The 19,715-nt window shown below is 68.2% G+C and carries 21 protein-coding genes; 16 read left to right on the top strand and 5 right to left on the bottom strand.

The window, feature by feature from the left end; all coding sequences use genetic code 11:
* Positions 1-187 precede the first annotated feature (187 nt).
* The 6 genes from ACIP5Y_RS19695 (at position 188) to ACIP5Y_RS19720 (ending at position 6,292) form a co-directional block, all read left to right on the top strand.
* On the top strand, positions 188-2,140 hold the full coding sequence (locus tag ACIP5Y_RS19695; RefSeq protein WP_400351686.1) for a CocE/NonD family hydrolase: 1,953 nt from the start codon (positions 188-190) through the stop codon (positions 2,138-2,140).
* A 126-nt stretch (positions 2,141-2,266) separates the two neighbouring features.
* On the top strand, positions 2,267-3,133 hold the full coding sequence (locus tag ACIP5Y_RS19700; RefSeq protein ID WP_400351687.1) for an NAD(P)H-binding protein: 867 nt from the start codon (positions 2,267-2,269) through the stop codon (positions 3,131-3,133).
* A gap of 186 nt (positions 3,134-3,319) precedes the next feature.
* Positions 3,320-4,111, top strand: a complete 792-nt coding sequence (locus ACIP5Y_RS19705) for a helix-turn-helix domain-containing protein (protein WP_400351688.1) — start codon at positions 3,320-3,322, stop codon at positions 4,109-4,111.
* 52 nt (positions 4,112-4,163) lie between these two features.
* The gene (locus ACIP5Y_RS19710) at positions 4,164-5,057 is read left to right on the top strand and encodes a fructosamine kinase family protein (protein ID WP_400351689.1); all 894 of its coding nucleotides are present in this window, start codon (positions 4,164-4,166) and stop codon (positions 5,055-5,057) included.
* A 133-nt stretch (positions 5,058-5,190) separates the two neighbouring features.
* Positions 5,191-5,577, top strand: coding sequence for a VOC family protein (locus tag ACIP5Y_RS19715; RefSeq protein WP_400351690.1), 387 nt, complete (start codon positions 5,191-5,193; stop codon positions 5,575-5,577).
* Positions 5,578-5,800: 223 nt separating this feature from the next.
* Positions 5,801-6,292, top strand: a complete 492-nt coding sequence (locus tag ACIP5Y_RS19720) for a peptidylprolyl isomerase (protein WP_400351691.1) — start codon at positions 5,801-5,803, stop codon at positions 6,290-6,292.
* An 83-nt stretch (positions 6,293-6,375) separates the two neighbouring features.
* On the opposite strand, the gene ACIP5Y_RS19725 is transcribed toward ACIP5Y_RS19720, so the two are convergent.
* Together ACIP5Y_RS19725 and ACIP5Y_RS19730 are read right to left on the bottom strand one after the other, a co-directional pair.
* Complete coding sequence (locus tag ACIP5Y_RS19725; protein ID WP_400351692.1) at positions 6,376-6,870, bottom strand: phosphoribosyltransferase; 495 nt, start codon at positions 6,868-6,870, stop codon at positions 6,376-6,378.
* A gap of 13 nt (positions 6,871-6,883) precedes the next feature.
* Entirely contained in the window at positions 6,884-7,594 is a 711-nt protein-coding gene (locus tag ACIP5Y_RS19730) for a metal-dependent hydrolase (protein ID WP_400351693.1), read from the bottom strand.
* Between the two features lie 182 nt (positions 7,595-7,776).
* On the opposite strand from ACIP5Y_RS19730, the gene ACIP5Y_RS19735 reads away from it, so the two are divergent.
* Positions 7,777-8,523, top strand: a complete 747-nt coding sequence (locus tag ACIP5Y_RS19735; RefSeq protein WP_400351694.1) for a hypothetical protein — start codon at positions 7,777-7,779, stop codon at positions 8,521-8,523.
* 4 nt (positions 8,524-8,527) lie between these two features.
* Here ACIP5Y_RS19735 and ACIP5Y_RS19740 read toward each other — a convergent pair whose 3' ends face one another.
* Positions 8,528-9,379: an alpha/beta fold hydrolase gene (locus ACIP5Y_RS19740; RefSeq protein ID WP_400351695.1), complete on the bottom strand. Its 852-nt coding sequence runs from the start codon at positions 9,377-9,379 to the stop codon at positions 8,528-8,530.
* A gap of 36 nt (positions 9,380-9,415) precedes the next feature.
* Here ACIP5Y_RS19740 and ACIP5Y_RS19745 point away from each other — a divergent pair, with 36 nt between their 5' ends.
* The 9 genes from ACIP5Y_RS19745 (at position 9,416) to ACIP5Y_RS19785 (ending at position 16,797) form a co-directional block, all read left to right on the top strand.
* Positions 9,416-10,297, top strand: a complete 882-nt coding sequence (locus tag ACIP5Y_RS19745; RefSeq protein WP_400351696.1) for an endonuclease/exonuclease/phosphatase family protein — start codon at positions 9,416-9,418, stop codon at positions 10,295-10,297.
* Positions 10,294-11,184: a homocysteine S-methyltransferase gene (gene mmuM, locus ACIP5Y_RS19750; RefSeq protein ID WP_400351697.1), complete on the top strand. Its 891-nt coding sequence runs from the start codon at positions 10,294-10,296 to the stop codon at positions 11,182-11,184. The genes ACIP5Y_RS19745 and mmuM overlap by 4 nt, the downstream gene beginning before the upstream one ends.
* Positions 11,185-11,264: 80 nt before the next feature.
* Positions 11,265-13,325 carry a heavy metal translocating P-type ATPase gene (locus ACIP5Y_RS19755; protein ID WP_400351698.1) on the top strand — a complete coding sequence of 687 codons (2,061 nt, stop codon included), beginning with the start codon at positions 11,265-11,267 and terminating at the stop codon, positions 13,323-13,325.
* A 143-nt stretch (positions 13,326-13,468) separates the two neighbouring features.
* Positions 13,469-13,726: a hypothetical protein gene (locus ACIP5Y_RS19760; RefSeq protein ID WP_400351699.1), complete on the top strand. Its 258-nt coding sequence runs from the start codon at positions 13,469-13,471 to the stop codon at positions 13,724-13,726.
* A complete protein-coding gene (locus ACIP5Y_RS19765) occupies positions 13,723-14,112 on the top strand; it encodes an FAD:protein FMN transferase (RefSeq protein ID WP_400351700.1) in 390 nt (129 codons plus the stop codon). The genes ACIP5Y_RS19760 and ACIP5Y_RS19765 overlap by 4 nt, the downstream gene beginning before the upstream one ends.
* Entirely contained in the window at positions 14,112-14,810 is a 699-nt protein-coding gene (locus ACIP5Y_RS19770; RefSeq protein WP_400351701.1) for a ferric reductase-like transmembrane domain-containing protein, read from the top strand. Before ACIP5Y_RS19765 ends, ACIP5Y_RS19770 begins: the two co-directional genes overlap by 1 nt.
* Complete coding sequence (locus ACIP5Y_RS19775) at positions 14,807-16,039, top strand: NADH-ubiquinone oxidoreductase-F iron-sulfur binding region domain-containing protein (protein WP_400351702.1); 1,233 nt, start codon at positions 14,807-14,809, stop codon at positions 16,037-16,039. The genes ACIP5Y_RS19770 and ACIP5Y_RS19775 overlap by 4 nt, the downstream gene beginning before the upstream one ends.
* Complete coding sequence (locus tag ACIP5Y_RS19780; RefSeq protein ID WP_400351703.1) at positions 16,039-16,254, top strand: ferredoxin; 216 nt, start codon at positions 16,039-16,041, stop codon at positions 16,252-16,254. Before ACIP5Y_RS19775 ends, ACIP5Y_RS19780 begins: the two co-directional genes overlap by 1 nt.
* Before the next feature lie 42 nt (positions 16,255-16,296).
* Complete coding sequence (locus tag ACIP5Y_RS19785) at positions 16,297-16,797, top strand: hypothetical protein (RefSeq protein WP_400351704.1); 501 nt, start codon at positions 16,297-16,299, stop codon at positions 16,795-16,797.
* A 103-nt stretch (positions 16,798-16,900) separates the two neighbouring features.
* Here the strand turns inward: ACIP5Y_RS19785 and katG are convergent, their stop codons facing one another.
* Positions 16,901-19,126: a catalase/peroxidase HPI gene (gene katG, locus ACIP5Y_RS19790; RefSeq protein WP_400351705.1), complete on the bottom strand. Its 2,226-nt coding sequence runs from the start codon at positions 19,124-19,126 to the stop codon at positions 16,901-16,903.
* Positions 19,119-19,574: a Fur family transcriptional regulator gene (locus tag ACIP5Y_RS19795; RefSeq protein WP_400351706.1), complete on the bottom strand. Its 456-nt coding sequence runs from the start codon at positions 19,572-19,574 to the stop codon at positions 19,119-19,121. Before ACIP5Y_RS19795 ends, katG begins: the two co-directional genes overlap by 8 nt.
* Positions 19,575-19,715: the final 141 nt, after the last annotated feature.

Below are 19,715 nucleotides of genomic sequence, written 5' to 3' on the forward strand. Positions count from 1 at the left end.
CACCGGGCCGTCACCGGGTGATAACGAAAGTCTCTGGCGTGCAACGGAATAGCGACTTGTGCGGGCGCACGATCCGGTGCGTCGAATTCGTGCATTCTGCCGTCTCGACAGCGAGCGCGAAAAACCCGATACTGTCTGAGACAACGTGTCCGCATGGTGGCGGGCAGAATCGGCAAAGGAGCCGACCATGGCGCATCCGCAAGACCTCCCCGCCTCCGCCCTCCCCGCGCATGGCGCGCCACTGCCACCGGACACCCGCTTCCCCATCGGGCCCGTCATCCACCCGCGCATCCGCATCGACCGCGGGCTCGGAATCCGCATGAGCGACGGCACGATTCTCTCCGCCGACATCACCCGCCCCGCCGACCGGCACGGCACCGTCGTCGCGGCACCGCTCCCGGCGGTCATTACCATCACCCCCTACAACAAGACCCTCATGACCCGCGCCAACCCGCTCATCAACGCGGTCTCGGCACTGGGCCCGCTGGTCTACCGGGCGGTGCCGCCCTCACCACACGGCCGCGCCGGCGGCCGCGAGATGGTGCGCGCCCTCGGCGGCGGCGCCCTCGAATCCATCCGCGCCAACCGCACACTCGTCTCCCGCGGATACATCCACGTCGCCGTCGACGTGCGCGGCACCGGCACCTCCACCGGCCGCATGGAGATCATGTCCGCGCGCGAACAGCAGGATCACCTCGAAGTCCTCGACTGGGTGCGTGACCAGCCGTGGTGCAATGGCGACCTCGCCATGACCGGCATCTCCTATCTCGCGCTCACCGCCCTGCAGACCGCCGGGCATCGACCCGCGGGACTCAAGGCCGTGTTCGCGCTCGTCGGCTCCGAGGACCCCACCCGCGATCTCATCCTCACCGGCGGCACCCAATCCATGTTCACCCTGGCCTGGTTCGCCGCCGTCAACGGCGGCAAATGGCTGCCCTCGGTGCCCGGCCTGATGAAATCCGGTGCCGCCGTGCGCTATCTGCGCGACCGCGTGGCCAGCCCGTTCACCCGGTTCACCGATATCGCCGGCGCCATGATCGACGATCGGCATCCCGAACACTTCTACAACGCCGACGCCCGCGTGCGACGGCCGCAATTGGAGAACTTCACCGCCGCCACCTGGATCCACGCCGGCTGGCACGATGTCTTCGCACGCTCGGCATCCGCCCTGCACAACCGCCTGCAATTGCCCGAGGGCGCAGCACAACTCGTCGTCGAGGACGGCTATCACATCAACCCCGGCAGCGGATTCGGCTCCGACGAGAACCCGCAGCGGCTCGACGAACTGCAATGCGCCTTCTTCGACCGCTGGGTCAAAGGCATAGACAACGGCATCGACCGCTACGGTCCCGTCACCCTGCACCAGATCGGCGGCGACTGGGTGAGCCGCGACCGATTCCCGCATCCCGCCGCCCGCGTGCACCGCTGGTACCTGTCCGGTCAGAGCAGCGGCGCCGCCCCACACGCCGCCACCGACGGGTCACTGCGCGAACAGCCCGACCGCTACCCGCATCGAATCCGGCTGCCGCGCAAGCGGCCCAGCATCGTGTCCCAGACCAGCACCTGGATGCTCATGGGGCTACCGACCTTCCTCGGGGAGAACTGGTTCCTCGACGACCGCACCCATGAGGAATCGGCCGTCACCTTCACCAGCGACGCCTTCGACGGCGACCTGCTCATCTCCGGGCCCGTCAGCCTGCACCTGCGCGTACTCGCCGAGGGCGCCGACGCCTTCTGGGCCGTCACCGTCTGCGACGTCGCGCCCGACGGGAAATCCGCCGTCATCACCCGGGGTGCGCTGCGCTCCACCCGGCGCGCGCTCGACGAGACCGGAAGCGGCTACCTCGACGGCGAACTGGTCACGCCCGAACATCCGCTCTCCGCCGACACCGTGCTCCCGGTGAAACCCGGCGTCCCACACGAACTCGACATCGACCTCACCCCCACCGAAGCCGTACTGCGGGCCGGGCATCGCCTGCGAGTGGCCGTCGCCCGCACCAGCTGGCCGCGCTACTTCCTCACCCCGGTGGTCGCCCGCACCATCAAGAAGCAGTCCATCCTGCTCGATCCACGACACCCCAGCCGCCTCACCTTCCTGGCCACCCCCGCGCACACCGGAATCGAGCGCCGACCGGCCTGAAAACGATTGCCGCAGCACAGAACCGTTCACACGCCCGGATCGAGGGCCCGGAACGGCCGGTGACCGCCCCGGGCCGGATGCTCGGAACTCGCTGTGCGGCAATGATGCGGCCCGTACCGTGGGCGCATGGAGCCGGTACTCGTCACCGGTGCCGCCGGGGGTAGGCAGGGATCCACCGGACGGCATCTCACAGCGCAATTGCTCGGACGCGGCATCCCGGTCCGCGCACTCGTCCATACCGACGACGTCCGCGCCAGCGTGCTGCGCGCACTCGGTGCCAAGGTCGTGGTCGGCGATATCCGCGACTACGCCACCATTCGCGGCGCGCTCGACGGGGTGCGCTGCGCGTACTTCACCTACCCGGTCACCGACGGGCTGCTCGACGCCGCGGGCGCCTTCGCGGTCGCGGCCCGCGAAGCCGGCGTCGAACGCGTCGTCTCGATATCCCAGCTCGCCGCCGGCCCGCAGGCGCTCACCCCGCGCATGCGCCAGCACTGGGTAGCCGAACAGCTCCTGGACTGGGCCGGCATCGGCGCGATCCACCTGCGCGCCGCCGTCTTCCACGAGAACCTTGCCCGCATCGCCGATACCGGCGACGGCAACACCCTCACCATGCCGATGGGCCCGCCGCACACCGAACTCCCGCTCGTCGCCGCCTCCGACGTGGCCCGCGTGGCCGCCGCCCTGCTCGCCGACCCGCAACTCGCGGCCGACCCGGTCATCCTGCTCGCCGGCGACGTCCTCACCATCGAGGCCGCGGCCCACGCCCTCGGCCGCACCTACCGTGACACCGATCCGGACGACTGGCACCGCTGGGCCCTCGAGTTCTACGGCAGCCGCCACGCCGCCGAACACCTCACCAAACTCTGGGAGATCTTCCGCCTCCTCGGCGAAGGCACCGGCCTCTACCAGGTAACCCCCGATATCGAGCAATACGGCGGCCACCCCCCGATCACCCTCGCCGACTTCACCATCCACCGCCCCGGCCACTGACGAGGTATACCCGGCGCCGCCACCCTCGTTCGTCCGCGAGAAGTACACCAGCGAGGGGATTTGCCTGATTCCGCCTCGGTGGTGTGCTTCTCGCGGCGCAATCGTCGTGGGTGACGGCGGGGGCGGGCGTGATTCATTACCTCGGGAGTAATAGTCCGGGGCGTCGCTGGTTCGTACGATCGGGGCATGCATACACAGACGGCAGGGGATCTGCTGCGGCACTGGCGGGTGGCGCGGCGGCTCAGTCAGCTCGAACTGGCCGGGCGCGCGGAAACCTCCACCCGGCACCTGAGTTTCATCGAGACCGGGCGCGCCACCCCCAGCCGGCAGATGATCCTGCACCTGTCCGATGAGCTGGAAATCCCACTGCGCGAACGCAATCGGATGCTGCTGGCCGCCGGATACGCGCCCGTCTACTCCGAATCAGCATTGGACACCCCCGCCATGGAACCGGTCCGCAATGCCGTGCGCCAGATACTCACCGGGCACGAACCGCATCCGGCGCTGGCCGTGGACGCGGGCTGGAACATGCTCGATGCCAATGCCGGGATCGCCCTGTTCCTCGAAGGCATCGATCCGCGCCTGCTCGCGCCGCCGGTGAATGTCCTGCGCCTGAGCCTGCACCCCGACGGCCTCGCCGGGCGCATCACCAACCTCGCGGAATGGCGAGGCCACTTGTTCGAACGGCTGCAGCATCAGATCGACGCCAGCGGCGCACCCGACCTGATCGCACTGCTCGCGGAACTGCGCGGCTATCCGGGCGGAGAGGAAGCCCCGGGACTGCCCGCCCCCGACCAGGCCGTAGTGCCGCTACGCCTGCACCTCGACGGGTACGACCTCGCGTTCATCAGCGTCACCACGGTTTTCGGCACCCCCATGAACGTCACCGTCGCCGAGTTGGCCATCGAAGCCTTCTTCCCCGCCGATGCCGCGACCGCCACCCTGCTGCGCGAGCGACTCGCCATCCAGGCCGACTAACCGGTCCGTATTCCCCGGCTGTCCGGGACACCATGCCGCACAATGAGACTCCATGGACCTGCCCGCACACCTGCGCCGGCTCCTGGGTGAACCCATCGACCACCTGGAACCCCTCGGTCACAGCCACGCCTGGACCCTGCACCGCGCACACCTACCCGACGGTCGCGCACTCTTCGTGAAAGCCCGCACCGATACGGGCCCGGATGCCGTCGGAGTCGGTGCAGGCGTAGGCGGAACCACCTTGGACGGAGTCTTCACCGCCGAGGCCGCCGGGCTGCGCTGGCTCGCCGCCGGCAACCCCGATCTGATAGCCCCGGTCCTGGCCTCCGACAGCCATGTACTCGTATTGCCCTGGCTGCCAACGGAAGCCGCCTCCGCGACTGCCGCGGAATACCTCGGTCGCGGCCTGGCGCGGTTGCATGCCGCCGCCCCCGCCGGCTATGGCGCGACCTGGCCCGGCTTCATAGCCACACTGCCGCTGGACAATTCGCCGAGCCCGGGGGAGTGGGGGACCTGGTACGCCGAACACCGCCTCGCCCCCTACCTGCCCGCCGCCGCCGAGGTACTCGGCCGCGACGGCGTCCGCCTGATCGAGCGCGTCATCGACCGCATCGGCGATCTCGCCGGTCCGGCGGAACCGCCCAGCCGCATCCACGGCGACCTGTGGTCCGGGAACGTCCTGTGGGGTTCCGGCCGCGCTGTCCTCATCGATCCCGCAGCCCACGGCGGCCATCGGGAGACGGATCTGGCGATGCTCGCCCTGTTCGGTGTGCCCTACCTCGATCGCATCCTGGCCGTCTACCAGGAAGCCGCACCCCTGAGTTCGGGCTGGCGGCAGCGGATTCCACTGCATCAACTGCATCCGCTGCTGGTGCACGTGGTCCTGTTCGGTGGGTCGTATCGCGGAATGCTGCTGGCCGCAGCAGCCTCGGCCCTGGCGGGCTAGCTGTCGGCGTGCAGGAAAAACATCGATCGGATATGTACATGGAAATATGCGCATCTACGCATGTTTGCTCGGAAGGTCGATGCCGTACCGCAGGGCTCGGAGTAGGGGAGTGGAGTGGGATAGCGTCGGCCGGATGGAACTGCAGCGCATCCATCACGTCGCGATCATCGCGTCGGACTACGAAAAGTCGAAGGCGTTCTATGTCGAGATCCTCGGCTTGAAGGTGATCGCCGAGCATTATCGGGCCGAAAGGGATTCGTACAAGCTGGATCTCGCGCTGCCCGATGGCGGGCAGATCGAGCTGTTCTCGTTCCCGTCGCCACCGCCGCGGCCGTCCCGCCCCGAGGCCGCCGGCCTGCGCCATCTGGCCTTCCTGGTGTCGGATGTGGGGGAGGCCCTGGCCGAGCTGGCATCCCGCGGAGTAGTGGGGGAGGAGATCCGCGTCGACGAGTACACCGGCAAGCGTTTCTCCTTCTTCGCCGACCCGGACGGCCTGCCGCTGGAGCTGTACGAGGCGTGATCGCCGGCCACCTCCTCCGGGAGGTTCATCAAGTCAATTAGGAGATGGAAATATGCGCATCTAACTATGTGTTTGCGTATCAAAGACACTTCAGTACACCAGTCCACCCGCAGCCTCCTGACCTCACTCATCACCTATCCGCACAGAAGCGGGGAGGGGTTGGGCCACTGGGCTTTCGATGCCGCGCGGCCGGGTGGTTTCGGGCTCCCATACGATGGGCGGCATGACCAAAGTGCTCCTGAAGACCTCTGCCGGGGATATCACCCTGGAACTGGACGAGGCGAAGGCACCGAAGACCGTCGCGAACTTCGTCGACTACGTCAAGGCGGGCCACTACTCGGACACCGTGTTCCATCGGGTGATCCGGGGCTTCATGATCCAGGGCGGTGGGCTGACCGCGAACATGCAGCAGAAGCCCGCCCCGAACACTGTCGAGAACGAGGCCTCCAACGGCCTGAAGAACGACAAGTACACCGTCGCGATGGCGCGTACCTCGGCCCCGCATTCGGCCAGCGCGCAGTTCTTCGTCAACACCAGCAACAATGATTTCCTGAACTACCCGGGCCAGGACGGCTTCGGCTACACCGTGTTCGGCAAGGTCGTCGACGGCGCCGCCGTGGTCGATGCCATCGAGGGTGTGCGCACCGGCAGCAAGGCCGGCCACCAGGACGTGCCGGCCGAGGCCGTCACCATTCTGTCGGCCGAGCTGGTCTGACGCAGTCCGCCACTACGCGAACGTAATACGCGCCGGGTTCGAGAGTCGAACCCGGCGCGTTGCGTTTTACAGGGGTGTGCGGGTCAGGCGTCGAGGACGCGTGGCTCGCGGTTCACGACGGGCGGCAGCACGGACCACGGGAAGTTGATCCAGCGGTCGGTGTGCTTCCACACGTATTCGCAGTGCACTTCGGTGCGCGGCTTCTCGTAGATGACCGCGCAGCGGACCTCGCGGACATGCTTGATGCAGAAGTCGCGCACCAGTTTCAGGGTCGCGCCGGTGTCGGCGACGTCGTCGGCGACGAGGACGGTGGCGCCGGTGAGGTCGACGGCGCTGGGCACGGGCGGCAGCATGACCGGCATGTCCAGGCGTTGATCCACGCCGGTGTAGAACTCCACGTTCATGACGTGGAGGTTCTTCACGTCGAGGGCGTACCCGAGGGAGCCGGCGACGAAGAGTCCGCCGCGGGCGATGGAGAGAATGAGGTCGGGTTCGAACCCGTCGTCGGCGATCTGCTGGGCCAGCTCGCGGCCGGCCGTGCCGAATAGATCCCAGGTGAGTTCTTCCCGATCGCTCATGCGCGGTCCTCTCTTACGGGTGGTGGCTGATCGTGTACCAGAGCAATGCCAGTGTGCCCAGTGCGAAGATCGGGACCAGGATGAGGGTCTCCATCTTGTTGCCGGTGCGTTCGATGATCGGGAAGCGCGTGCGAATCTTCAAGGGCCACAACAGCCGGCAGCCGCGGTCGGTGAGGCAGTCGCCGACGAGGTGGGCGAGCGCGCCCAAACCGACGGAGAACGGCAGCCAGGCGGGTTTGTCGCTGATCCAGTGGTCGATGGCGAAGGTGCCGCAGGCGGCGAGTATCACGACGGTGCCCCAGGCCTGGGGTCGGTCCCCGGTGGGTGCGAAGTTGAGCGCGCGGATGGCGAGCGCCAGCAGGAAGAACGACAGCGCGAGGGTGAAGTAGCGGCCCAGCCAGTGCTCGCCCGCCCAGGTCCCGTAGGTGACGAGGGCGACGAAGGCGAAGGAGTGGGTGCCGTGGCGGTGTCCGCCGGAGATCCACGAGATGAAGCGGCAGGCGTAATGCGAGATCGGCCCCAGCACATGGGAAATGGTCCCGTTGGGGTGATCTGCGTCGGGGAGCAGCGCGGCGCCGGCGGTGAGGAAGGTGCCCATGAGCAGGTCGACCGCACGGATGGGCCCGGCTTCCATCACCGGATAGGTCAAGAGTGTGAGCGGTAGCGCCGCTGCCGCTGCCGACCAGGCGAGCGCGCCGCTGGTCGCGTGAGAATGTCCTAGCACCGCGGAAACGTTAGCCCATCTAACTGGGCCGATCGCCGATGTCCGGCGGGGACGCCTTCGAAAGTGCTTGCGGCCACACTTGTTTGACTATCACATGGTAAGACCGGGCCCGCCGGATTGGACTCGAGGTGAGTGAAATAGTCTCGGGTGGAACACGCTTTCCGCTCAGAGAGGAACGGGCAATGCCGGTAGCGTCCGCAGTCAAGGACCAAATCCAGCAGATCGGTGGAGGATTCATGTTCTCCCGGGAAGCGCGGGCCTTCGCCGCGAGCACCGGCGTGGACGGCTTCCTGCCCGGCTACACCCGCGGCCGCGGTGGCGTGCTCGGCGAGGTCGACGCCGATGTGGTGACCGCCGCCTTCGGCTTCTTCCGCCCCGATACCGTCCGTGCCGCATGGGAAGCCACCTCGGCCATGCCCGCCGCGGCAGGCGCTGCCGGGTATCTGAAGGCGTGTCAGGACTTCGGCCGCCGCAAGCTGGCGGATTTCGACGGCGTAGCGCGTTTGGCGGAGCTGCTCGGCCGGGTGGTGGACGCCGCGACTCCGGTCGGTGTGCCGCTGTTCGCCGGCTGGCGGGCCCTGCCGCGGGCCGAGGACGCACCCGGTCTCACCTTGCAGCTGATCCACACGCTGCGGGAGCTGCGCGGCGGCCTGCACCTGGTTGGTGTGCTGGGCAGCGGCCTGGCTCCGCTGCAGGCGGTCCTCATCGCGGGCTCGGCGCTGACCGCGGGCCCGGATCAGGCCCGCAACTTCGGCTGGCCGGAACCTTTCGAGGAGATCACTCCCGAACTCAAGGGCCGCTGGGTCGCGGCGGAGAACATCACCGACGACCTCATCGCGCCCGCCTTCGCGGTGCTGTCCGAGGCGGAGGGCCAGGAGCTGGTTTCGCTGCTGAACGACTGCCAGGCCACGGTTTTCAGCCGCGGCTGATTCGTCAGCGCTGCAGGAATTCGAGGGTGATGCGTTCGAAGGCGGTCTTGGCCTCGTACATGACCCAGTGCCCGCAGTGCGGGAACACGTGCATCTCGGCTTCGGGGATGAGTCGTAGCGGGATCAGCGCCATATCCGGCGGGCACTGGCGGTCGTTGGCGCCCCAGGTGAGCAGGGTCGGCGCCTGTACCTTGTGCAGCATGGACCAGTAGGGCGGGTTGGGGGAGCCGGCCAGGAACTGCTGTTGCAGGGCAAGGGCTTCCGAGCCGTACATGGCCTTCAGCGCCTGCTGGGCCTCGGGCCGGATCGCTGCGGTCCAGCGTTCCTCGATGAGGTCGTCGGTGATGAGTTTCGGGTCGTAGATCATGCATTCCAGCCATTGCTGCAGGCGTTCGCGGCTGGGCTCGTCGGCGAAGTGCTGCAGCAGGCGGGTGCCCTCGCTGGGGTCGGCGCTGAACACGCCCGCGCCGACGCCGCCGATCGAGACCAGCTTGTGTACCCGGTCCGGGTGGCGCATGGCCACATTGACCGCGACCACGCCGCCCATCGAATTGCCGATCATATGGGCGGAGTCGATTCCGAGGGCGTCCATGAACCGGGTGACCGCGTCGACCGCGGTGAGTACGGGGTGGCCGGGGACCGGGTCGCTCACGCCGAAGCCGGGGAATTCCAGCACGTAGCAATGGAAATGGTTCGCATAGAACCCGAGGTTGCCACGATAATTGCGCCAGCCGTTCACGCCGATGCCGGAGCCGTGCAGCAGGAGCAGGGGAGGCCCGTCACCGGCCTCGTGGTAGCGGAGGATGCCCTTGTCGGTGGCGATTTCCCGTTTGGTGCTCTCATATGTCACATCCACTCCGTCAGGGTAGAACACGTTACAGTCAGGAGGGTTATGTCCGAGGCCGGAGTACTGCGGGTCGTACAGCTCAATATGGGATCACTGCTCGAACCGAACTGGGACGAACGACGATTCGAGATCCTGGCCTGGCTCGACCGGCTCGACCCGGACCTCGTCTGCCTGCAGGAAGTGTGGGAGGACCGCGCCGAACCGGGCAGCAATACCGCGGGCTGGCTGGCCGAGCACGCCGCACCGGGCCGCTGGCACTGGTGCTTCGGCGGATTCCCGATCCGGGAACTGATCCGCGGGGACCGGGATCTGCTGTTCGGCTCCGCCATCCTCAGCCGCTGGCCCATCGACCGGCACGAACTGGTGCTGCTACCCGTGGATTCCGCACCGCCCGACCCGCACCCCTCCTGGCGGATGCGCGCGGAACTGCTGCACGCGCACACCGGCGGAATGGACGCCTTCAGTACGCATCTCGCACCGCCGCCGGCCCAGGCCTACCTGCGGGTGCGGCAGGTGCAGGCCATCGACGAAGCGATCCGCGCCCGGCATCGCGCCGACGGACCGCTGCCCGCGGTCCTGTGCGGCGACTTCAATGCCAAACCGCCCTCGGACGAGATGCGGTTCCTGTGCGCGAACGCCGTCCTCGACGGGCACAGCACCCACTACCAGGACGCCTGGCACGTCATGCACCCCACCGAACCCGGGCACACCCTCGACCCGCTCACCAACCCGGCAGCGCGGTCGCTGAACGTCCCGCCGCAGCGCATCGATTACGTGTACGTGGGCGACCCGTTCATGCGGCCCGGCGGCGCCGGCCGGATCCTGCGCGCCGACTTGGGTTTCCACGAGCCGCTCACCGGAATCCTGGCCAGCGACCATTATGGTCTGGTGGTGGACGTGAACTGGCCGCAGAAACCCGCGCCGTGACCACCGTGCCGGATCGGGTGCTGGTCTCCGACGGGGGCCTGGCGAGCGAGCTCGAGGCGCGTGGGCACGACCTGTCCGACCCGCTGTGGTCGGCACGGTTGCTCCTCGATGCGCCGGGTGAGATCCAGGCCGTGCACGCGGCCTACTTCCGGGCGGGCGCGACGATCGCGACCACGGCCAGCTATCAGGCCTCGTTCGACGGGTTCGCCGCACGCGGCATCGACCGGGCCGGCGCCGAGGTATTGCTGCGGCGCAGTGTCGAACTGGCGCAGGCGGCGCGCGACGAATTCGACGACGGCCGGACCCGGTGGGTGGCGGCCTCGATCGGGCCGTACGGGGCGGCGCTCGCCGATGGTTCCGAATATCGCGGGCGCTACGGGCTTTCGGTGGCCGAACTGAAGTCCTGGCATCTGCCACGACTGGAGGTGCTCGCCGCGAGCGGGGCCGATGTGCTTGCGCTGGAGACGATTCCGGACATAGATGAGGCGGAGGCGCTGGCGGGACTGCTCGACGGTAGTGGGGTGTGCGCCTGGCTCAGCTACAGCATCGACGGGCTGCGCACCCGCGCCGGTCAACCCCTGGCCGAAGCGTTCGCCGTGGCCGCCGAGGTGCCGGAAATCCTCGCGGTCGGCGTGAACTGCTGCGCGCCCGGAGATGTCGCGGCGGCGGTCGCGCTGGCGCGGGAGGTGACCGGTAAGCCGGTGATCGCCTATCCGAACAGCGGTGAGAGCTGGGATGCGGGGGAGCGCTGCTGGACCGGAGTAGCAGCATATTCGCCGGAGCAGGCCCTGGAGTGGATCGGTGGGGGAGCAGCGGTGGTCGGTGGCTGCTGCCGTGTCGGGCCTGCCGAGATCGAGCGGCTGGCCGCGATCGTGTCGAAACGCTAGACCTGCTGGTCGGAGCGGGATGACAACTGAGAAATAATTACATGCAGACATGCGCATGTATTACTGTTATCGTCGTCGGTATGACGAGAGCAGCGAACCCTCGGTTATCAAAAGATCGCACAGAAGACCGCCGCGATCAGGGCGCCGACCACGGGCACGGCAACAGCCTGTTCGGGCCACGCGCCGAGATGATCTTCGCCATCGGCTCGGGCATCACCTACACGGCGGGGATGGCGACCAAGTACCTGATCGACAGTCCATCCTGGATACCGGCCACGCTGTTCCTCGCCACTTACGTGCTGGGCGGTTTCTTCACCGTTCGCACCGCCTACGAGACCGTGCGCCGCGGCCGGTTCGAGGTCGACTTCCTCATGCTGATCGCCGCGGCCGGCGCGGCCGCCGTCGGCAAATGGGCCGAAGGCTCGGTGCTGCTGTTCCTGTTCAGCCTCGGCCACGCGCTAGAGGAGTACGCCATGAGCCGCGCCCAGCGCTCCATTGCCGCGCTCGCCGAACTCGCGCCGCGCACCGCCCTGGTACGCCGCGCGCCCGATCGGGTCGAGGAGGTCGACGTCGACTCCCTCGAGGTCGGGGATGTGATTGTGGTGCGGCCGAATTCGCGGCTGAGCGCGGATGGGATCGTGATCGCCGGGACCAGCGCGGTCGACGAATCCTCGGTCACCGGCGAGAGCATTCCCGTCGAGAAGCAGGCCGCGGAGGATCCGCGGGCGGCGCTGAAAGCCCGTGGGCCGCTGCCGGAATCGCAGCGCGTATTCGCCGGGACGCTGAACGGCTCCGGCGTGCTGGAGGTGATGGTGACGAGCCGGGCCTCCGACAGCATGCTGGCCCGGGTCATCGAGATGGTGCGCTCGGCCGACTCGCAGAAGTCGCCGACGCAGCGGTTCATCGACCGCTTCCAGATGTTCTATGTGCCTGCGGTGATTCTCGGTGTGCTCGCCGTCATCGGTTATGGCGTGCTCGCGTTGAGCGAGCCGTTCGCGGTCAGCTTCTACCGGGCCATGGTGGTGCTCGTGGCCGCGAGCCCCTGCGCACTGGCCATTGCCACACCCAGTGCCGTGCTCGCCGGTGTCGCTCGTGCCGCACAGGCCGGGGTGCTGGCCAAGGGTGGCGGGCCCCTCGAGTCGCTGGGCCGGGTGCGGTCCATCGCCTTCGACAAGACCGGGACCCTCACCTGGGGTCGTCCCCGGGTCACCGATATCGAGCCCGCGACCACGGAGCTGCGAGAGCGGCTGGTGACCACGCTGGTGGCGGTCGAATCCTTCAGTGATCACCCGCTGGCCGCCGCGATCACCCGCGACCTCGCACCGCAGGTCCCGGTCGGGGTGGAAGAGACTGCTACCGAGGTGAATTCGGTGACCGGACGCGGTGTGACCGCGCTGGTCGAGGGTCAGGCCACGGAGATCGGCAACCTCACCATGTTCGCCGAGCTCGACCCCGATGGCGTGCCCGCGGATGTGCGTGCCATGGTCGATCGCCTGCACGCGGCGGGCCGCACCACGATGATCGTGCGTCGCACCGGCGTCTACCTCGGGGTGGTCGGGGTGATGGATACGCCTCGTGCGGAAGCCAAACCGGTGATCGAGCAGCTGCGGGCCATGGGCATCGCCGATATGGTCGTCATCTCCGGTGACAATCAGCGGGTCGCCGATTCGGTCGCGCAGGGCCTGGGCCTGGATGCCGCGCACGGTGGGCTGCTGCCCGAGGATAAGGTCACCAAGATGGCCGAGCTACGCGAGCGCGGCGGCGCGGCCATGGTCGGGGATGGTGTGAACGATGCTCCCGCCATGGTGAATTCCTCGGTCGGCATCGCCATGGGGGCGAGCGGTTCGGCGGTCGCCCTGGAGACCGCGGATGTGGCGCTCATGACCGATGACATCGGCCGCCTGCCCTTCGCGGTGGCCTTGAGCCGCCGGACGGCGGCCATCATCCGCCAGAACCTGACGGTGGCGCTGGTGATCGTGGCGGGCCTGGTGCCCGCGACCTTGATCGGCCTGCCGATCGGCCCGGCGGTGTTCATCCACGAGGGCTCGACGCTGCTGGTGGTGGCGAATGCGTTGCGGCTGTTGCGTTTCCGTCGTGGTGCGGAGCATGCGGGCATCGAGCACGAGGCCCGGCCGAGCTAGTCACGGCAAGCCCGCAGCATTCACGACGCTGGCGCACAGTGTGCACCCAGTGAGTTCACAGAGTTGGCGCGCATTCTGAGGTCCGGTCGCTCGTCACGGGAGGGAAACTCCCTCCCGCTGACGAGCCGAAGGACAGGAACCTCATGGCGTCATCGCATCCCAGCCTGCGCGCCGGCCGCACCGCGACGGCCGCCCTGGCCGCTCTCGCCGTCGCTGGCACGCTCACCGCCAGCGCCGTCGCCTACGCCTACACCCCGGGCAGCGACTCCGGTGATGGCACGGTCGGCACTTCCCAGTCCACCACCGGTACGTCGACCGGCACCAGCACATCCACCGGCACCGGCAGCGTGAACCTCGGCACCGGATCCGGCACCGCCCACACCCGATCGCACGGTTCATGACCGCTACCACTCGCTCCGGCCGTGCAGTCCGCGCCGAGGCCGGACCCGACCACGTAGCGGCCGCCGAATGGCTGCGCCCGGACTGGACCTCGATCCTGATGCGGGAGCGCGTGGTTGCCGTGCCCGCGCGGGTGGTACTCGACCTGGGAGCCACTGCGAAGGCGCTCGCCGCCGATCGATGCGCGGCCCTGGTTGACGAGCACTGCGGCTGCGGGGTGCTCGTCAACCTGGGCGGCGACATCGCGACCGCCGGCCCCGCTCCGGCCGGCGGCTGGCAGGTACTGGTACCCATCGGGAATGGCTCCGGCTCGGACGGCCAGTGTGCGGCATATGACGGAGGATCGCCGGCCGGTCCGGACAACGCGCACGGCGAGGATCAAAGCTGATGGGGCAGGCCGGAATCGACCATGCGCTGTGGGCCTTCGGGCGCGGCAGCGGGATCACCGCACTGGTGTTGCTGACGGTGGCGATCGCGAGCGGGATCGTCGCTCGTTCCGGGCGGGCGGTGCTGCTGCTGCCGCGCGCGGGGATGGCGGTGTTCCATCGGGGAGCGGCGCTGACCGCGACGGTTCTGGTGGCGCTGCACGTGCTTTCGCTGCTCGTCGATCCGCATGCTCAGTTGCGGCTGGTCGATCTGGTGGTGCCGTTCGGTGGTACCTATCGGCCGCAGTGGGTGGGGTTCGGGACGGTGGCGGTGGATCTGCTCGCCGCCGTGGTCATCTCGGGGCTGTTGCGGCATCGGATCGGGCCGCGTGTGTTCCGGGTCGTGCACTGGGCGACGTATGTGCTGTGGCCGATCGCGGCGGTCCACGCGGTCGGGGCCGGAACCGATGGTCGCCGGCTGTGGCTGCTGGCAGCGCTCGCGGGCTGCGCAGTCGTTCTGATGTGTGCGGTGAGCTGGCGCGCCGGAAAGCATTTCACCGAGTACCGGCAGCCGGAGACCTCCGCTGCCGGGTATCGACTGTCCGTCCCGGCGTTCGAGTTGCCGGGCGTGACCGCAGAACCTGCCCGGCCGCTCGGGGCCGGGCAGTACCTCTCTCGTACACAGGTCAATCAGCGGGTCGAGCGAAAGGTGTGGGAATGATCGGGCATGCACCTCGGGTGCTGGGCGTGGACAGTGGAATTCGGCTGCTGGCGGCGGATACCCCACAGCTGAATGCGCACATGGACTGCTACGGCCCGCTACCCGCTGTGACGCCGGCACTGATCGACGCCGTCGCCGAAGCGGGCTTACGGGGCAGAGGCGGGGCCGGGTTCCCGATGGCGCGCAAGCTGGCGGCGGTGGCCTCCGGACGCAAACCGATCATCGTCGCCAATGGCGCGGAAGGAGAACCGGAGAGCCGCAAGGATGCCGTATTACTAACGCGCGCACCACATCTGGTGCTGGATGGATTGTTTGCGGCAGCTGCGGCCGTCGGGAGTCGCAGCTGCCGCTTATATGCCCCTGCGGCGGTGCTCGAGTCGGTCCGGCGGGCGCTGGCCGAGCGGCGGGCCGCGGGATTCGACGAACCGGAGGTCGAGCTGACCGCCGCGGCCGAGACGTTTCTGGCGGGGGAGAAGACGGCCGTACTGAACCGGCTCGCCGGGCGGGCCGCGGTACCGGGTGACCTGCTGTTCAGCACCTCGAAGTCGGGGCTCGAAGGCCGGCCGACGCTGGTACAGAATGTGGAAACCCTTGCGCACCTGGGGTTGATCGCACGGTTCGGGCCACACTGGTTCCGTACCGCCGGGACGGACGACGAACCGGGCACCATGCTCATCACTTTGACCGGCACCGCCCGCGAGGGTGTGTTCGAAGTACCCGCCGGGATCGCCTTACCCGAGGTGATCTGCGGCTTGGGCGGCACCGAACCCACCGGGCTGCGAGCGGTGCTGATAGGTGGCCGCCACGGCACCTGGGTCTCCGGCGGCGCACTCGCGCACACCACCCTCTCGGAGGCCGGGCTGCGGCACGTGCACGCCAGCCCCGGGGCGGGCGTGCTGCGCGTATTGCCGCGCGGGCAGTGCGGGCTGTACCTGACGGCCGCCATCACCGGATATCTCGCCGAGCAGAGCACCCGCCAGTGCGGTCCGTGCCGTAATGGATTACCGCGCCTGGCCGCCGGTTTCGCCGATCTCGTGCACGGCGACGGCAATGCCGGGGAACTCGAGCATGTGGCGGAGCTGGTGGAGGGTCGCGGCGCCTGCCATCACCCCGACGGCACCGCCCGGCTGGTGCGCTCGGCGCTGACCGTGTTCGCCTCCGACATTCAGTTGCACCGCCGCGGTACCTGCGAGACAGCCATGCACGCCAAGCGAATCGGAGCCCTGTGATGACCACGGCACGCCTGCACATCGATTGGACCCGCTGTGACGGCCGCGGCCTGTGCAGTGAACTGCTGCCCGAGCTGCTCACCCGCGACGACTGGGGTTTCCCGCTGAGCAGCGACCACCGTGACCCGGTGCTCGATACAGGCCAATTACCCGTGGCTCGTGACGCTGTCTCGTTGTGCCCGCGCCTGGCCCTGACCCTCGCGCCACCGAACTGACACCTGGCATGATCGGCGGGGAGCACTCAGGACGGGGAGGACATGCCGACCGCGACATCCGAGCGAATCCGCCGGCTCCGCACACTCATCGACCATCCACGCACCGGCGCCGCCGAACGTGCTGCCGCGCAGCGCATGCTGGACCGGATCCTGGCCCGCGCCGCCGCCGAGACGCGCGTCGTGGGGGATCGCAGCTACGGTGACCGCCACGACCGGCCCGGCCGGCATGCGGGGCTGTCGCGGATCGCGGACATGATCGGCGAGGACATCGCGCTCGCACGGATCTTCACCCTGCCCGGTGAACCGGGAGAACTGGACCGGCGCAATATGATTCGCGACGCGCCCGCGGGAATCACCTACCGTGTCGAGTCGCCGTTCGATATGAGCATCGTCATCACCGTCGACGGAGTGCCCGGGGAGTGGGCCGGGATAGACGATCTCGTCGCCGAACTCACCGCGCTCATGGATGCCTACAACCATGACGGCACCGACACCGGCAAACGTTTCTTCGGCACGGTGCGGGTGCACACCGCAGGGGAGTAGCGCCCGCTACCGGATACGCGAACGCCCCGCGAACCGAATCCGGTTCGCGGGGCGCCGCATGCCATATGCCATTCTCAGGCTGTCACTGCCCGGTGAGAATGTCTCAGACCAGGTCGAACCGGTCCAGGTTGGCGACCTTCGTCCAGGCCTTCACGAAGTCCTGCACGAACTTGGCCTTGTTGTCGTCCTGCGCGTACACCTCGGCGATGGCCCGCAGCTGCGAGTTGGAGCCGAAGACCAGGTCGACGCGGGTGCCGGTGCGCACGACCTTGCCGGTGGCGCGGTCGGTGCCCTCGTAGACGTTCTCGTCCGAGGTCGGCGCCCACTTGATGCCCATATCGAGCAGGTTGACGAAGAAATCAGGCGTCAACGAGCCCGGGGTCTCGGTGAACACGCCGTGCTGGGTGCCGCCGTGGTTGATGCCCAGCACGCGCAGGCCACCGATCAGGACGGTCATTTCCGGCGCGGTCAGGGTGAGCAGGTTGGCCTTGTCGACGAGCGCGAACTCGGCGGGCAGGCGCTGGCCCTTGCCCACGTAGTTGCGGAAGCCGTCGGCGGTCGGCTCGAGCGCGGAGAAGGACTCCACGTCGGTCTGCTCCTGGGTGGCGTCGGTGCGGCCCGGGGTGAACGGCACCTCGACCTCGACACCGGCGTTCTTGGCGGCCTGCTCGACGGCGAAGCCACCGGCCAGCACCACCAGGTCGGCGAAGGAGATCTTCTTGCCGCCGGACTGCGCGGCGTTGAAGGACTCCTGGATGCCTTCCAGCACCCGGATGACCTGCGCGAGCTCATCGGGCTGGTTGACCTCCCAGCCGGCCTGCGGCTGCAGGCGGATGCGGCCGCCGTTGGCGCCACCGCGCTTGTCCGAGCCGCGGTGCGAGGACGCGGCCGCCCACGCGGTCGAAACCAGCTGCGCGACAGACAGGTTCGAGTTGAGCAGGCGCTCCTTCAGGTCCGCGATCTCGGCGGCGCCGACCAGCTCGTGGTCGACGGCGGGGATCGGGTCCTGCCACAGCAGGGTCTCGGCCGGCACCTCGGGTCCGAGGTAGCGGACCTTGGGGCCCATGTCGCGGTGGGTGAGCTTGTACCAGGCCTTGGAGAATTCCGCGGCCAGCTCTTCGGGGTGCTCGAGCCAGCGGCGGGTGATCTGCTCGTAGATCGGATCGATCCGCATCGACAGGTCGGTGGTGAGCATGGTCGGCAGCTGCTTCTTCGCCGAGTCGAACGCGTCGGGGATGATCGCCTCGGCGTTCTTGGCGACCCACTGGTTGGCGCCGGCGGGGGACTGGGTCAGCTCCCACTCGTAGCCGTAGAGGGTCTCCAGGAAGGAGTTGTCCCACTGGGTCGGGGTCGGGGTCCAGGTGACCTCGATGCCGGAGGTGATCGCGTCCTTGCCGACACCGGTGCCGAAGCTGGAGCGCCAGCCCAGGCCCTGCTCTTCGAGCGGGGCGGCCTCGGGCTCGGGGCCCACGTGGTCGGCCGGGCCGGCGCCGTGGGTCTTGCCGAAGGTGTGGCCGCCGACGATCAGCGCGGCGGTCTCCACATCGTTCATGGCCATGCGGCGGAAGGTCTCCCGGATGTCGACCGCGGCGAGCAGCGGATCCGGGTTGCCGTTGGGGCCTTCGGGATTGACGTAGATCAGACCCATCTGCACAGCGGCGAGCGGGTTTTCGAGATCACGCTTGCCGGTGTAGCGGGCGTCGCCGCCGAGCCACTCGTGCTCGGGACCCCAGTACACGTCCTCTTCGGGCTCCCACTGGTCGACGCGGCCGCCGCCGAAGCCGAAGGTCTGGAAACCCATGTCCTCGAGCGCGACATTGCCGGCGTAGACGATGAGGTCGGCCCAGGACAGCTTGTTGCCGTACTTGGCCTTGACCGGCCACAGCAGCCGCCGCGCCTTGTCCAGGCTGGCATTGTCGGGCCAGGAGTTCAGGGGAGCGAAGCGCTGCATGCCCGCGCCGGCTCCACCGCGGCCGTCGTTGATGCGGTAGGTACCGGCGGCATGCCAGGCCATCCGGATGAAGAAGGGGCCGTAGTGACCGAAGTCGGCGGGCCACCACTCCTGCGAGTCGTGCATGACCTCGACGATGTCGGCCTTGACCGCGGCCAGATCGAGGGTCTTGAACGCGGCGGCGTAGTCGAAGTCGCCGCCGAAGGGGTTGATCTCGGCCGGGTTCTTCTGCAGCAGCTTCAGGTTGATCTGGTTGGGCCACCATTCGCGGTTGGCGTTGCCGCCCTCGACCGGGGGCTTGAGGCGACCGAATCCAGCGGGGCAACCGGCTTCGGGCTCGGTCTGGGCCTCTCCGATGGGCGGGTGTTCCTCAGGCACTGTGATTCCTTTCGGGAGTGGGGGATTGGGCTGTCGTGCAGTCGGGGCACAGGCCCCAATAGATGACCTCGGCCTCGTCATAGTTGAATCCGTTGGAATTCGACGCGGTCAGGCACGGTGCGTCGCCGACGGCGCAATCGACGTCGGCGATGGCGCCGCAGGTGCGGCACACGATGTGGTGGTGGTTGTCGCCGACGCGGGTCTCGTAGCGGGCGACCGAACCCATGGGCTGAATACGCCGCAGCAGACCGGCGGCGGTGAGCACCCGCAGTACGTCGTACACGGCCTGATGCGAGACCGTGCCGAGGGAGGACCGGACCTTGGCGAGGATGGTGTCCGTATCGGCGTGCGGGTTGTCATGGACCGTGCTGAGCACCGCGACTCGCGGCGCCGTCACACGCAGAGCGGCCTCGCGCAGCTTCCGCTCGAAGTCCGTACTGGTGGACATGTTCCGAAGTATGACTGATTCCAGTCTTGGGGGGAGACGTTTCAATGAACAGGTACGGGGCGGCGGGGAAGGATCCGGCTTGGAGGATGCCACGATCTTGTTCTCCACTAGTTGACATAATGTAGATTATCGGCGCTTTTA

Origin of the sequence: Nocardia sp. NPDC088792, assembly GCF_044750615.1 — a bacterium.
In the GTDB taxonomy this organism is placed as follows: Bacteria; Actinomycetota; Actinomycetes; order Mycobacteriales; family Mycobacteriaceae; genus Nocardia.

Coding starts and splice junctions, on each gene's coding strand:
- ACIP5Y_RS19795 (WP_400351706.1), bottom strand. CDS start 19,574: ATGTCCACCAGTACGGACTTCGAGCGGAAGCTGCGCGAGGCCGCTCTG.
- ACIP5Y_RS19760 (WP_400351699.1), top strand. CDS start 13,469: ATGGCGTCATCGCATCCCAGCCTGCGCGCCGGCCGCACCGCGACGGCC.
- ACIP5Y_RS19745 (WP_400351696.1), top strand. CDS start 9,416: ATGTCCGAGGCCGGAGTACTGCGGGTCGTACAGCTCAATATGGGATCA.
- ACIP5Y_RS19725 (WP_400351692.1), bottom strand. CDS start 6,870: ATGAGCGATCGGGAAGAACTCACCTGGGATCTATTCGGCACGGCCGGC.
- ACIP5Y_RS19755 (WP_400351698.1), top strand. CDS start 11,265: ATGACGAGAGCAGCGAACCCTCGGTTATCAAAAGATCGCACAGAAGAC.
- ACIP5Y_RS19710 (WP_400351689.1), top strand. CDS start 4,164: ATGGACCTGCCCGCACACCTGCGCCGGCTCCTGGGTGAACCCATCGAC.
- ACIP5Y_RS19785 (WP_400351704.1), top strand. CDS start 16,297: ATGCCGACCGCGACATCCGAGCGAATCCGCCGGCTCCGCACACTCATC.
- ACIP5Y_RS19720 (WP_400351691.1), top strand. CDS start 5,801: ATGACCAAAGTGCTCCTGAAGACCTCTGCCGGGGATATCACCCTGGAA.
- ACIP5Y_RS19780 (WP_400351703.1), top strand. CDS start 16,039: ATGACCACGGCACGCCTGCACATCGATTGGACCCGCTGTGACGGCCGC.
- ACIP5Y_RS19765 (WP_400351700.1), top strand. CDS start 13,723: ATGACCGCTACCACTCGCTCCGGCCGTGCAGTCCGCGCCGAGGCCGGA.
- ACIP5Y_RS19770 (WP_400351701.1), top strand. CDS start 14,112: ATGGGGCAGGCCGGAATCGACCATGCGCTGTGGGCCTTCGGGCGCGGC.
- ACIP5Y_RS19695 (WP_400351686.1), top strand. CDS start 188: ATGGCGCATCCGCAAGACCTCCCCGCCTCCGCCCTCCCCGCGCATGGC.
- ACIP5Y_RS19775 (WP_400351702.1), top strand. CDS start 14,807: ATGATCGGGCATGCACCTCGGGTGCTGGGCGTGGACAGTGGAATTCGG.
- ACIP5Y_RS19715 (WP_400351690.1), top strand. CDS start 5,191: ATGGAACTGCAGCGCATCCATCACGTCGCGATCATCGCGTCGGACTAC.
- ACIP5Y_RS19700 (WP_400351687.1), top strand. CDS start 2,267: ATGGAGCCGGTACTCGTCACCGGTGCCGCCGGGGGTAGGCAGGGATCC.
- ACIP5Y_RS19705 (WP_400351688.1), top strand. CDS start 3,320: ATGCATACACAGACGGCAGGGGATCTGCTGCGGCACTGGCGGGTGGCG.
- ACIP5Y_RS19735 (WP_400351694.1), top strand. CDS start 7,777: ATGCCGGTAGCGTCCGCAGTCAAGGACCAAATCCAGCAGATCGGTGGA.